The organism is Duganella sp. GW821-FHT07F09 (assembly GCF_059418705.1).
Genome location: NZ_JBWKQJ010000001.1, coordinates 884024 through 898485, shown reverse-complemented (window position 1 = coordinate 898485; position 14462 = coordinate 884024). Strand labels below are relative to the sequence as shown.

Sequence of the window (14462 nt, the reverse complement as noted above, 5' to 3'; positions counted from 1 at the left end):
GCCGCCGTTAACAATAACAACATAGAGTGAACTATCATGAGTCTTCTCAGCATCGGCAAAAGTGGTTTGTTGGCAGCGCAGGTGGGGCTGGCGACCACCGGCAACAACATCACCAACGCTGGCGTGACCGGTTACAGCCGTCAGGTGGCGATCCAGGTCGACACGCCGACGCAGGACAAGGGCTTCGGGTTCGTCGGCACCGGCACCGAGGTGGCGGCCGTGCGCCGTTACTACGACAACTTCCTCGCCACCCAGCTGCGCAACGCCGAGTCGAACCAGGCCTCGCTCGATGTGTATAACAAGCAAATCAGCCAGATCGACAACCTGCTGGCCGATCCGACCGCCGGCTTGTCGCCGGCGATGCAGGACTTCTTCAACGGCGTCCAGGACGCCACCTCCAATCCGGCCTCGGCCGCGTCGCGCCAGGCCATGCTGTCGAGCGCCGAGTCGCTGGCGGCGCGCTTCCAGGGCATGAGCGCGCGCTTGACGGAAATCGCCTCCGGCGTGAACGGCCAGATCGTCTCCAACGTCGGCGAGATCAATTCCTTCGCCCGCCAGATTGCCGAACTCAACAATACCATCGCGGGGCTGACCACCGACGGCAAGGCGCCCAACGACCTGCTGGACCACCGCGACGCGCTGCTGACCGAACTGAACAAGTTGGTCAAGACCAGCGTCATCCCCGGCGACAACAACACGCTGACCGTGCAGATGGGCACGGGCCAGCCGCTGGTGGTCGGCAACAAGGCCTTCACCCTGGGCACCTCGACCTCGCCGACCGACGTCTCGCGCGTCACGGTCGGCTACCTGGCCGACAACGGCGGCTTCAGCCCGCTGCCGGACCGGGTGCTGACCGGCGGCCAACTGGGCGGCCTGCTGGAGTTCCGCAACGGCGCCATGGACCGCGCGCAAAATTCGCTGGGCCAGGTGGCCGCCGCCATCGCCGTCACCTTCAACGCCCAGCACCAGCTGGGCCAGGACCAGAACGGCGCCCTCGGCACCGCCTTCTTCGGCCCGATCAACGCCTACGTCGGCACCAATACGAACAACCTGTCGTCCAGCACCGCCGACGTCACGGCCGTGGTGAAGGACGCCAGCGCCTTGACGGCGAGCGACTACAGCGTCGACTTCGACGGCACCAGTTTCAGCGTCAAGCGCCTGAGCGATGGCCAGGTTACGCAGATCAACCCGTTCCCGCAGACCGAGCCGCAGGTGATCGACGGCGTGGCCTACACCATCACCGGCACGCCGGCCGCCAACGACAACTTCCTGGTGCGCCCGACCTACAACGCCGCCAAGGATTTCGACGTCCTGGTCGAGGACCGCACCAAGATCGCGCTGGCCGCGCCGATCGCCACGGCCGCGCCGACCACCAACGCCGGCAACGCCAAGATCACCGCCGGCACCGTCGACGCCAACTATCTGACGCCGGGCAACGCGCTCACGGCGCCGGTAACCCTGACCTTCGACAAGGCCACCAATACCCTGTCGGGCTTCCCGGCCGCGCAGGACGTGACGGTGACCGTCAACGGCGTGGCCACGGTGTATCCGGCCGGCACGCCGAGCATTCCGTACACCGACGGCGCCTCGATCAGCTTTGGCGGCGTCAACCTCGCCATCAGCGGCACGCCGGCCGACCTGGACAAGTTCACGGTCGGTCCCAACACCAGCGGCGTGGGTGACGGCCGCAACGGTGCCTTGCTGGCGGCGCTGCAGACCAAGAACACGATGGACAACGGCAACGCCAACTTCCAGACCACCTACGCGCAGATGGTCAACTATGTCGGCAACAAGGCGCGCGAGGCGCAGATCGGCGGCGCCGCCGCCGACGCCGCCGTGGCCCAGGCCACCAACGCCCAGCAGAGCGTGTCGGGCGTGAATCTGGATGAGGAGGCGGCCAATCTGTTACGCTACCAGCAGGCCTATCAGGCCTCGGGCAAGGTGATGCAGGTGGCCAGCCAGTTGTTCGATACGCTGCTCAGTTTGGGCAACTAAGTCGGGTAAATCAGGGATGAGCAAAATTAAAGAGGTAGCATCATGATCATGCGCATCAGTTCCAAGACCATCTACGACGTCGGCGTCGGGCAGATCAGCTCGCTGCAGTCGGCGCTCGCGCGCACCCAGTCGCAGTTGTCCACGGGGCGCAAGAATCTGACCGCCGCCGACGATCCGATCGCCACCGCGCGCGCGCTGGAGGTGACGCAGTCGCAGGGCATCAATACCCAGCTGGTGACCAACCGCGCCAACGCCAAGAGCATGCTGTCGCTGGAAACGGTGGCGCTGCACAGCTCGGGCACGATCATGCAGGATATCAAAACGCTGCTGGTCAACGCCGGCAACGGCAGCATGACCCAGAAAGACCGCGAGTCGCTGGCGGTCGAGCTCGAAGGCAGGCTGGAGGATCTGCTGGGCCAGGCCAACAGCTCGGACGGGGTCGGCGGCTATGTGTTTTCCGGCTATAAATCGACCACCTTGCCGTTCACGCAGACGGCCACCGGCGCCGCCTACCAGGGCGACCAGGGTCAGCGCTCGCTGCAGGTGGGCTCGACGCGCACCTTGCCGATCAGCGATTCGGGCGCGTCCGTGTATGAGAACAACGCCACAGGCAACGGCACCTTCGTCACCGGCGCGGCGCCCGGCAATTTCGACCGCGGCGGCAACGGCATCATCAGCGGCGGCTCGGTCAAGGACGCCACCCAGTTGACCGGCAACCGCTACCAGATCGATTTCCAGGTGGTGCCGGCCACGCCGGGCGTGCCCAAGGTGACCACCTACACCGTCACCGACCTGACCTTGAACCAGCCCGTGCCCGCCACGCCGGTGCCGGCCGTGCCGCAGCCCTATGTCAGCGGCCAGAACATCACCTTTGACGGCTTGCAGTTCGATATCAAGGGCGATCCGGCCGATCTCGACAGCTTCAGCGTCGAGCCCAGCACCAAGCAATCGGTGTTTACCACCGTCACCGACATCATCTCCGCGCTGCGCGCGCCCGGCGACGGCCCGGCCGGCCAGGCCAGCCTGACCAACAAGCTCAACCAGGCGCACCTGAACATCGACAACGCCTACGACAATATGCTGTCGATCGAGTCGGCGGTCGGTTCGCGCCTCAAGGAGCTCGACTACCTCGACAGCTCCGGCGACGACCTGAACCTGCAATACGCGACCACCCTGTCCGGGTTGCAGGACGTCGACGTGGTCAAGGCGATCTCGCTGTTCACGCAGCAGCAGACCAACCTGGACGCGGCGCAGAAGTCGTTCAAGACCATGGCCGGCCTGTCGCTGTTTAATTACATCACTTAGCTACATCACCTAGTCGCCTGAGTTAGTCATAGCGCAGGTCCGCGACCGGCACCGCCAGCGGCGCGGCCGGCGAGCGCCCCAGCACCCGGTTGATGGTGCGGCCGAGCACGCGGATATCGTTGTCGAAGCCGCCGTGGCTGGCCTGCTCGGTGCGCGTCGCCGAGACCCTGATGCGGTCGCTCGTCACCTCGCAGGCGGCCGCGCCGTCGGCCTGCGGCGGCAGCGCCGCCACCCACGCGCGCCACGCCTTTACCCGCGGCCAGTCGGCCGGCTTCCATAGATCGTCGTCGTGCTGGTTGGCGCCCCGGTACAGCAGGCGCTGCAGGCCCGCCAGCGGCGTCTTGCGCTGGTTTTCGAAGCCCCGGCTCACCAGATACAGCAGCGACTTGCCGTACGGCCCGACCGTGTCGGCGCGCTCGCTCACGTCCGACAGCAGGTGCAGCCAGAAGCGGTCGGCGGCGACGAACTTGTCGGCCACCCGGGCCTGGTAGTGGCGCGCGGCGAAGTCGAGCGAACAGGCCGGCGCGTACAGGGTCACCGACGCGACCGGCACGGCGGCGGCCTGGCACAGGTCCAGCAGGTGGCCGTGCACGAAGGCGCCGGCCGAATGGCCCACCAGGTGCAGCTCCAGCTCCGGGTGGGCGGCGCGCAGGCGCACCAGCGCGGCGGCCAGCAGGTGCAGCGCGCCGCCGGCCAGCGCCGCCTCGGCGGCGTTGGCCTTCATTTCGTTCCACGCCCACTTGATGTTGTGGGCGGCCGCCTCCAGCAGCTTGTCCCGGGCCTCGGCCACCGGGCCGCCGAACAGGGCCTGCCCGGGCACGATGCCGAGCGCGTCGTCGAGCGCGCCGGCCACGGTGTCGAGGATGCCGGTGCGCCAGGTGTAGAACAGCGGATAGACGCCGTTGGCCAGGAAGTAGGGGCCCATGACGCGGATGCGCCGGATCGCGTCGTCCTCGGCATTGAGGCCGCCGTGCGCGTAGATGACGATTTTTTTGCCGGCGGCGCCGTCGCCGCGCAGCCAGCGGTCGATGTTGTCCAGCGCCACCCGCTCGACCAGGTCTTCGGCGCGGCCGATGTCGGGACGGCCGATGCGCACCGCGCCGTTGTTGCCGGCCACCAGCGCGTGCTCGTAGGCGGCGTCGGTGGTCCATGGGTGGGCCGCCGCCGTGGCCGGACCGGTGGGCGGACCGCTGTGTGCACGCACCTCGCCCGACACCAGCGAGTGGCCGATGCGCCGCGCGCGCGACGGTGGCAGCGCTTGTTCCACCTGCGGCACGCCCAGCGCGGCGACCCAGGCGTCGGTGCCGTTGGCGAGCCAGTCGTGATAGCCCAGCACCGCAAAGCCGCCCGCGCCCCAGTCCGTGCCCCAGGAATTTTGCACCACGAAGCCGCGCTCGTTGTAGCCGACCAGCGCGAAAGCGTGGCCGCCGGTCGCCTCTTCGCCCTCGCGCCAGGCGATGTCGGGCAGGCCGTCGTGGCCCTTGCCCGGCGCCTGTGGCGGGCTGGCGTCGAGCGCCCAGCCGTCGTGCACGGCGGCCGACACGTAGATGGCGCCGATCTCGTGGATGGCCGCCTGCATGTCGGTCACCGAGGCGCTGTCGACCCGGTAATAGGTGCCCAGCGGGCGCGCCAGCGCGTCGCGCGCCCAGTCGGCGGCCGGGCGGTAGGCCCTGGCGCCGGCGGCGTGCACGCTGCGCGTCCACAGCGCGCCGGCGCAGCTGCCGTGCTTGTTCCAGCCCTTCATGGCGCCACGGCAGCTCGAACCGTCGTAATCCTCGCCCGGCCATTCGTCGTAGAAACGGGCGAGGTCGTACAGCATGTGCGGGCTGACGCCGGCGAAATCCTTTTTGTTTTTCGTGTTCGTCCACAGCAGGAAATTGACGGCGGCCGCCAGACCGTAGCCGGTGCACGCGCCATCCTTTTTCTGGTCCAGCACCAGGCCCTGCTTGATATACGGCGGCAGCAGCTTGCGCAGCGCGGCGTCGTCGGGCCAGCGCGGCGGCAGCGAGGCGATCGGCGGCGCGTACGGGCGGTCGCGCAGGTCGAGCCGGTCCGGGCGCGCGTCCAGTTGGACGGTCTTGGCGCCGATCTTGATTTTTCGCGTGGGCATGCTGGTCGGCCGGTGGAGGTATCGACGCTAGTCTACGAAGGAATCAACGTTGTGTAAATTACAAAGTGCAAACGGACGGCGCAAAAAAAACGGCAAGCATGGCGCTTGCCGCTTCCGTTGCTCCCCATGTTGACCGCGCGGCCTTACTTGGCCGCCAGCATGCCCGGTTGCGCCGGCTTGCGGAACCACTCGTCGGTATGCGCCGTGGCGCCGCCGCTCAAGCCGGTGCTTGCCTGGTACTGCCGCATCTGCTCGCCCAGGGCGGCGACGCTGCCGCCCAGCGCACTTGTCGGCATGCCGGCAGGCATCGTCAACTGGCCTCCCGCAATGTCCGGCGTCGCCTGCGCCCGGGCGTAGCCGCCCAGCGCCTGTGTCAGCGCGCTTACCTGCGTGCCCACCTGCGTGCCCACCTGCGTACCCGCCGGGGTGGCGCGCTCGGCCCGGAACCAGACGTCGGCCACCTGGTGGACGCCGCCGTCGGCGGTGGTGTAGCTGGAGCGCAACCCGATCCAGTTGCCGTTGTCCAGCTCGCTGGCCTTGGTGGCGCCGACGTTGATGCCGGTGATGCCCAGCGCGTCCAGCGATTGCAGCTCGCCGGCCTGGCTGACGCCGTCCGCGTTGGCGTCCACCCACACGCGCAGGTCGCCGAACTGCGCGTCCTTTGCGTCGACGACGCCGTCGCCGTTGGCGTCGATGTCGGCCAGCGCGGCGAAGCCGTCGCGCGCCTTGCCGCCGCCGGTGGCTGTGCTGGTGCTGGTTCCGAAGAGCTCGCCGCCGTCGTTGATCGTGCCGTCATGGTTGCGGTCCAGCGCGAGCAGGCCGTCGCCTTGGCCGACCCAGCCGGTGGCGACCTGCTGGCCGTCGGCGTGCAGGTCGAAGCGCACGCCGGCCTCCAGCGCCAGGGTGCGCACGCCGTTGCCGTCGAGGTCGAGGATCAGAGGACTGGTCAGCAACGCCGCGCGCTGCTCGTCGCTCAGCGCGGCGAGCTGGTCGGCGGTGAACGCGCCGGCCTGTGTCATCGTGAAGGCCGACAGCTCGGCCACCGTCAGCGCGGCGACCTGGTCGGACGTCAGCGCGGCGATCTGGATCGCCTTGAGCGAGCGCACCTGCGCCGTGGTGAACGCGGCGACCTGTTGCGCGCTCAGGTTGGCGATGGTGGCGGCCGACAGCGCGGCCACCTGCGCCGTCCGCAGCGCGACGATGTCGTTGGCGTCGAGCATCTGGAGCTGGTCCGAGTTCAACGCGTTGAACACCGACGCGTTCAGCGCCACCACCTGCGGCGCCTCCAAGGTCGCCATCTGGCCGGTGGTCAGGCCCAGCGCCTGCGCCGCGCCCAGCGCGGCCAGTTGATTGGTGCGCAGGTTGCCGATCATCTCGGCGCCCAGGCCGGCGATCTGCGCCGACGTGAAACCGGTGATCTGGCCGGCGGTGAAGGTGTTCAACGAGGTGAGCGAACCGAGCTGGGCAGCGGTCAGGCCGCGCACCTTGGTCACGTCCAGCCCGGCCAGGGTGCGCGTGCTCAGCGCCGAGAACTGCTCGATCGTGAGCGCGCCCAGCTGGTTGGTTTTCAGCGAACTCAATTGTGCCGAGTTCAGGCCGGCGACGGCCGCCACGTTCAGCGCGCCGATTTGCAGCGTGCTCAGCGCCACCAGATTCAAGCCGGGCAACTGCCGGGTGCTCACCGCGCCGAGCTGGCCGGCGGTCAGTTGCGCCACCTGGGTCAGGCTTAGCCCGCTGAGCTGCGCCGAGCGCAACGTGGCGAAGTGCTCGCCATCGATGGCGCCGATCTGCTGCGTGGTCAGCGCGGCCACCTGGGCGCCGTTGAACGCGCCCAAGGTGCGCAGGTTGTTGATCTGGCCGGTCGACAACGCGCCGATGTCGGCCACGCTGATGGCCTCGATCTGCGAAGTGTTGAAGTTGGCCACCTGCGCCAGTGTCAGCGCGGCGATCTGGGGCCGGGTCAGGGCGTCGACCTGGGCATCGCTGAGCGCGCCGATGTCCTCGATCTCGATGCTGGCGATCTGGTCGGTGCTGAGCCCGGCCAGCGCGGTCAGGTTGATGGCGCGCACCTGGGCCGTGCTCAGCGCCACCAACTGGTCGGTGGTGATGCCGCGCATCTGTGTGAGCGTGAGCGCGCCGACCTGGGCGGAGCGCAGCGTGGCGAGCTGGTCCATACCGATCGCGACCAACTGGTCCGTGGTCAAGGCGCTGACCTGGGCGGTGGTGAAGGCCGACAAGGTGGTCAGGCCGGCCAGTTGTTCGTTCGACACCGCCTTCATCTGGGCCGCCGTCAGCGACGCCAGTTCGGCCGTCGACAGCACGCCGAACTGGTCGACGCTCAACTGGGAAATCTGCAGGGTCGACAGGGTCGAGAACTGGCTGGCGCGCAGACCCGACAGGTCCTCGATCTCCATCGCGGCGATCTGCTCGCCCGACAGGCCGCGCAGCGCGGCGGTACCCAGCGCGCGCCACTGGTTGACCGACAGCGCCTGGATCTGATGGGTGGTCAGCGCCTGCACCTGCCGGCTGGTGAGCGCGCCCACCTGCCTGCTGCTGAGCGCTGCCAGCTGGGTGTCGTTGAGCGCCTGGATGCGATCGGTGCTCAGCGCGGCCACCTGGGCCGTGCTGAACGAACCGATCACGTCGAGCAGCGCGAACTGCTCCGGCGTCAGATAGGCGAGCTGGGCCGGGCTGAGCGCGGCCACCTGGGCGGCGGTCAGCGCCAGCAGCTGGCTGCTGGTCATGCTGCTGACCTCGGCGGAGGTGAGCGCGCGGATCTGGGCGGTCTTGAACGCGGCCAGGTCGAGCGGCTCGAGCGCGGTGAACTGTTCGATGCTGAGCGAGGCGATGGCCTTGGTCGACAGCGCTGCCGCCTGCCCCGGGCTCAGATTGATGATCTGGTCGACGCTCAGCGCGCGCACCTGGTTGACCGTCAGCGCGCTGATCGCGCCGGTGGTGATGGCGCCGATCTGGTCGAGGCTGAGGGCGGCGATCTGCGCGGTCGCCAGCGACATCAGCTGCGTCGAGCGCAGCGCGGCGATGTCGCCGAGCTCGATCGCGCCGATTTGCTCGGCGGTGAGCGCGGCCAGCGCGCGCGTGGTCAGCGCCAGCAGCTCGGCGGCGGTGAGCGCGACGATCTGGTCGGTCGTCAGCAGCGCCGCCTGGGTGTTGCTCAGCGCGGCGATCTGCGCGGTGCGCAGGATGGCGATCTGGTCGGGCAACAGCGCCTGCAGCTGGTCGCCGGTCAGCGCCCGCACCTGGGCGGTGGTCAGCGCACGGATGTTGGTGAGCGCGCGCAACTGGTCGGCGCTGAGCGCGTTCACCTGTTGCAGCTTGAGGCTGGCCACCTCCTGGCTTGTCAGCGCGCCGATCTGGTCGATAGTGAACGCCAGCAGCTGGTCGGTCGACAGCGCCTGTATCTGCGCCGTCTTCATGCCCGGGATGTCGGCCGCCTCGATGGCGGCGATTTGCTCGAGCGTGAGGGCGCGCACGGCCGCCAGGCTCAGCGCGCCGACCTGGGCCGCGCTCAGCGCGACCAGCTGCTCGGCGCTGAACACGGCGATCTGCTCGGTCTGCAGCGCGCCGATCTGGCGCGAGTTGAGCAGTTCGATGTCGGAGGCCGTCAGCGCGGCGATGCGCGCCAGCGACATGGCGGCGATCTGCGCCGTCGTGTAGTCGGCCAGGTTGCCCAGCGCGGCGGCCTGCTCGGGCGTCATCGCGCCCAGTTGGGTCTGCGAGAAGGCGGCGATGTCGGCGCTGCTGAGCGCGTGCAACTGGTCCAGGGTCAGCGCGAGGATCTGGTCGGTGGTGAGCGAGCGCAGCTGGGCGGTGGTGAACGCGGCCAGGTCTTCGACCTCGATCTGCGCGATCAGGGTCGGGTCCAGGCGCGACAGCAGGGCGGTGGCGATGGCGCGGATCTGCGCGGTCGACAGCGTGACCAGCTGGGCGGCGGTCAGGCCGCCGGCCTGGTTTTTCGTCAGCGCGGCCAGCTGGCGCGTGCCCAGCGTGGCGAAGCGCTCGGCCGACATCGCGCCGAGCTGGTCGGTGCTGAGGGCGGCGATCTGCACGCTTGTCAGCGGCTTCAGGCTCGACAGCGCGGCCAACTGGTCGGCCGTCAGGTAGCCGATCTGGCGCGTGGTCAGCGCCGAGATCTCGCTGCTGGTGAGGGCGTTGTACTGGTCGGCCGACAGCGCCGCCAGCTGGTCGCTGCCCAGCACGACGAGCTGGCTGGTCCTGAGTGCGGCCAGGTCGTCGCCGGCCAGCGCGGCGATCTGGTCGGTGGTGAGCGCGGCGATGGCCGCGTTCGACAAGGCCCGTATTTGCGCGGTGGTCAGCGCCGGAATCTGGTCGGTGGTGAAGAACTGGATCTGGCTGGTGGTGAACGCGGCGATCTGGGCGGTGCGCAGCGCGGCGAACTGGTCCGGCGTGAGCGCGAGGATCTGGTCGCTCGACAGGCCGGCCACCTGGCGCGTGCTCAGGCTGGCCAGGCTGCCCAGCGCGGCGAACTGCGCGTTGCTCAGCACGGCGATTTGGCGGGTGGTCAGCGCGCCGATCTCCTGGCTGGTCATGCTGGCCAGTTGCACCAGGGTCAGCGCGGAGACCTGGTCGGTCGTCAGCGCGGCGACCTGGTCGGTCCGCAGCACGACGATGTCGGCCAGTTCGATCGCGGCGATCTGGTCGGTCGTCAGGGCCGCCAGCGCGGCCGTCGACAGGCCGCGCACCTGGCGCGTCTCGAGCGCGACGATCTGGTTGGTGCTGATCGCCTGCAACTGGGCGCTGGCCAGCGCGTTGAGCTGGCGCGTGCCCAGGGTGGTGATCTGGCCCAGGCCCAGGCTGTCGATCTGGGTGCTGGTCAAGGCCCGGATCTGCAGGGTGGTCAACGGCGCCAGCGACACCAGGCTGCCCAGCTGCGCGGTCGAGAGCGCGGCGATCTGCGCGCTCTTCAGGCTGGCCATGGCGCGCGTGCTCAGCGCGGCGAACTGGCCGGCGGTCAGCGCGGCCAGCTGGTCGCTGTTGAGGATGGTGATCTGGTTGGTGCCGAGCGCGGCGATGTCGACCGCCTCGATCGCGGCCACCTGGTCGGTCGACAGCGCGGCCAGGGTGGCGGCGTTGAGGCTGCGCACCTGCCCGGTGCTCAGCGCGACGATCTGGTCGGTCGTCAGCGCGCCCACCTGGGCGCTGGTCAGGCCGGCGATCTGGTTGGTGCGCAGCGTGGTGATCTTGTCGAGCGCCAGGCTGGCGATCTGGTCGGTGGTGAGCGCGGCGATCTGTCGGCTCGTCAGCGGCGCCAGGTTGGCGAAGCTGGCCACCTGGTCGGTCGTGAGCGCGGCGATCTGGCGCGTGGTCAAGGCGGCGATGTGCTGCGTGCTCAGCGTGGCGAACTGGGTGTTGGTCAGCCGGCCCAGCTGGTCGGTGGTCAGCGCGGCGATCTGGCGCGTCGACAGCGCCAGCACGTCGGCCAGCTCGATGGCCGGCACCTGGTCCGAGTTCAGCGCCGCGATCTGGGCCGAGCCCAGCGCGCGGATCTGCGCGGTGCTCAGCGCCACCACGGCGTTGGTGGTCAAGGCGCCGATCTGGTCGGTCGTGAGGGCGGCGATCTGGCGCGTCGTCAGGCTGGCCAGGATGCCCAGCGACAGCGAGGCGATCTGGTTGGTGGTGAGCGCGGCGATCGAGGCCGTCGAGAAGCTCGCCAGCGACGACAGCGCGCCGAGCTGGTCGCTGGTGAGGGCGGCCTTTTGCTCGGCCGTCAGCGCGGCGATCTCCTGGGTCGTCAGCACGGTGATCTGGTTGGTCGTCAACGAGGCCACCTGGTCGGTCGACAGCGCGGCCACTTGCCGCGTCGACAGGCTGGCCAGCACCGTGTAGCTGAGCGCGACGATCTGGTCGGTGGTCAGCAGGCCGATGTTGGCGGTCGACACGCCGCGCACCTGGGCGGTGGCCAGGCCGGCGATCTGGTCGGTGGTCAACGCGATCAGCTGGTCGCTGTTGAGGGCGGCGATCTGGTTCGAGCGCAGGGTGCGCAGGTCGGCCAGGTTCAGGTGCGACAGCTGGTCGGTGCTGAAGGCGCCCAGTTGGCGCGACGTCAGCGCGGCCAGCGTGGCCAGCGCGTCGATCTGGGCGTCGTCCAGGCTGGCGATCTGGGCGGCCGTCAACGCGGCCACCTCGGCCGTTGTGAGCGCGCGCAGCTGGCGGCTGCTCAGCGCGTCGAGCTGGTCGCTGCCCAGCGCGGTGATCTGGCGCGTGCTCAGCGCGACGATCTCGTCGAGGCGCAGCGCGGCGATGCGGTCCGTGCCGAGCGCGGCGATGCGGTCCGTGCCCAGCGCGCGCAGTTGCGCCGTCGTCATCGCCTGCACCTGGTCGCTGGTCATGGCGGCGGCCTGCTCGACGCTGAGCGCGGCGATCTGGGCCGTTTGCAGCGAGGCGAAGTCGGCCGTGCCCATCTGGGCGATCTGGTCGGTCGTCAAGGACGCCATCTGGCGCGAGGTCAGCGGCGTGAGCGCGCTCAAGGCGGCGATCTGGTCGCTGTTGAGCACTGCCAACTGCTCGGCGTTGAGCGCGCGGATGCCCGCCGTGCCCAGCACGGCCAGCTGGGCGGTGGTCAGCGCGACGATCTGGTCGGTGCCGAGGCGCGCCAGCTGCGCCGTGCGCAGCGCGCGGAAGTCGCGCGTTTCGATGGCGGCGATGGCGTCGGTGGTGAGCGCGGCGACGGCGTCGGTGCTGAGCGCCGCGAGTTGCGCGCTGTTGAGCGCGACGATCTGGTCGGTCGTGAGCGCGGCCGACTGGTCGCCGTCGAGGGCGCCGAACTGGCGGGTGGCCAGCGCGCTGAAGTCCTGCGTCGTGATGCTGGCGACCTGGGCGGTCGTGAGCGCGCGCACCTGGCGCGTGGAGAGCGCGGCGATGAAGCGCAGCGCGTCGATCTGGTCGGTGGACAGCGCGACGATCTGGTCGGTCGACAGCGCGGCGGTGCCGGCGGTGTCGAGCGCGGCGACCTGGGCGGTGCCCAGCGCGGCGATCTGGTCGCTGGTGAGCTGGGCGATCTGGTTGGTGTCGAGGCCGGCGATGTCGCGCGTTTCGATGGCGGCGATCTGGTCGGTCGAGAGCGCGGCCATCGTCGCCGAGCCCAGGCCGCGCAGCTGCGCGGCGCTCAGCGCGACGATCTGGTCGGTCGTCAGCGATTGCGCCTGTTCCAAGGACAGCGCGCGCAGCTGGCCGCTGGTGAGCGTGCCGAGGTGGCGCGTCGTCAGCGACGCCAGCTGGCCGGTGGTGACGCCGGTGATCTGGGCGCTCGACAGCATGGACAGGGTCGACAGCGCGTTGACCTGGTCGCTCGTGAGCACGCCGATCTGGTCGGTGTCGAGGGCGGCGACGGCGGCGCTGGCGAGCGCGCCGAACTGGTCGGAATTGAGGGCGACGATCTGGTCGGTCGACAGGCGCGCCACCTGCGTCGATTGCAGCGCGGCGATGTCGCGCGTTTCGATCTGGCCGATCTGGGCGCTGGTGAGCGCGTTGAGCATGGCGGTGCTCAAACCGCGGTACTGGGCGGCGGTCAGGTCGATGATCTGCGCGGCCGTCAGCGCCTGGACCTGCTCGGCGGTCAGCGCCGCCAGCTGGGTGCTGGTCAGGTTGACCAGGTCGCGCGTTTCCAGCGAGACGATCTGGTCGGTGGTGAGCGCCGTCATCTGCAGGGTGCCCAGCGGCGCCAGGCTCTTGAGCGCGGCGACCTGGTCGGTGCTGAGCACGGCCACTTGCTCGGGCAGCAGCGCGGCCAGGTTGTCGCTGCTGAGCGCGACCATCTGGTCGGTGGTCAGCGCCGCCAGTTGGTCGTTGTTGAGCACGCGGATCTGGCCGCTGGTGAGCCGGGCCAGGTCGCGCGTCTCGAGCGCGGCCACCTGGTTGGTGGTCAACTGGGCGACCATGGCCGTGCCCAGCGCCATGACCTGGGCGGTCGTCAGACCGGCGACCTGGTCGGTGGTCAGCGCCTGCACCTGCTCGGGCAGCAGCGCGGCCAACTGCGCGCTGCTGAGCAGGGAAACGGTCCTGGTCGTCAACGCGACGAGCTGGTCGGTGGTAAGCGCGGCCATCTGCGCCGAGTTCAGCGGAGCCAGCGACGCCAGCGCGACGATCTGGTCGGTCGTCAGCACCGGCAACTGGTTGACGGTGAGGGCGGCGACGGCGTTGCTGCGCAGCGCGTGCGCCTGGTCGGTGGTGAGGCCGGCGAGCTGGTCGCCGTTGAGCAGGGCGATCTGGGCCGAGCTCATCCAGATCAGGTCGCGCGTCTCGATCGCGGCGATCTGGTCGCTGGTGAGCACGGCCAGCGAGGCGGTGGCCAGCGCGCTGATCTGCAAGGTGCCCAGGCCGGCGATCTGGTCGGTCGAGACCAGCGCCAGTTGTTCGGCCGTCAAGGCGTTGATCTGTTGGCTCGTCAGGCGCGCCATGGCGGCCGTCGCCAGCGAGGTCAGCAGGTCGGGGCCGAGCGCCTGGATGGCGCCGGTGCTCAGCGCGACCAGCTGGCGCGTGGCCAGCGCGTTGAGCTGGTCGGTGGTCAGGGAGGCGACCTGGTCGGAGCCGAGCGTGGCGATCTGGATTGTTTGCAGCGCGCGCAGGTCGTCGGTCTCGAGCGCGGCGACCTGCAGGTGGTTGAGGGTGTTGAGCTGGCGGCTGGTGAGGGCGGTCATTTCGCGCGTGCTCAGCGCGACGAGCTGGTCGGTGCTCAGCAGCGCGATCTGCAGGGTGGTCAGCGCCGACACCTGGGGCAGCGATAGCGCCGGCACCTGGTCGGTGGTCATGCCGGCCAGGCCGTCGGCGCTCAGGAAACTCAGCTGGCGGGTGCCGATGGCGCGCAGCTGCGCCGTGTTCAGCACGGCGAACTGGTCGGAACTGAAGGCCCGCATGTCTTCGGTCGACAGGCCGGCGATGTCAGTCGTCGAAAGACTGATGATCTGGTCTGTGGTAAAGCTGGATATGAGCGAAGTCATTACTGGGTCTCCCGGGGAGCTTCCATGATACGCACTAAATTGCCACATGGAAACCAAATACTACCGAAAGGCGATTG

Annotated in this window: 4 protein-coding genes; 2 read left to right on the top strand and 2 right to left on the bottom strand. The window is 69.3% G+C overall.

Translation table 11 applies throughout. The features are described 5' to 3' along the window. The first annotated feature begins 36 nt into the window (after positions 1-36). Together flgK and flgL are read left to right on the top strand one after the other, a co-directional pair. Complete coding sequence (gene flgK / locus AC07P1_RS04090) at positions 37-1995, top strand: flagellar hook-associated protein FlgK (protein ID WP_494694616.1); 1959 nt, start codon at positions 37-39, stop codon at positions 1993-1995. A 48-nt stretch (positions 1996-2043) separates the two neighbouring features. Continuing rightward, positions 2044-3300, top strand: coding sequence for a flagellar hook-associated protein FlgL (flgL, locus tag AC07P1_RS04085; RefSeq protein WP_494694615.1), 1257 nt, complete (start codon positions 2044-2046; stop codon positions 3298-3300). Positions 3301-3322: 22 nt separating this feature from the next. Here the strand turns inward: flgL and AC07P1_RS04080 are convergent, their stop codons facing one another. Both AC07P1_RS04080 and AC07P1_RS04075 read right to left on the bottom strand, forming a co-directional pair. Continuing rightward, positions 3323-5410 carry a C1 family peptidase gene (locus tag AC07P1_RS04080; RefSeq protein ID WP_494694614.1) on the bottom strand — a complete coding sequence of 696 codons (2088 nt, stop codon included), beginning with the start codon at positions 5408-5410 and terminating at the stop codon, positions 3323-3325. A gap of 143 nt (positions 5411-5553) precedes the next feature. Next, the gene (locus AC07P1_RS04075) at positions 5554-14385 is read right to left on the bottom strand and encodes an SPM autocatalytic domain-containing protein (protein WP_494694613.1); all 8832 of its coding nucleotides are present in this window, start codon (positions 14383-14385) and stop codon (positions 5554-5556) included. Between the last annotated feature and the right edge of the window lie 77 nt (positions 14386-14462).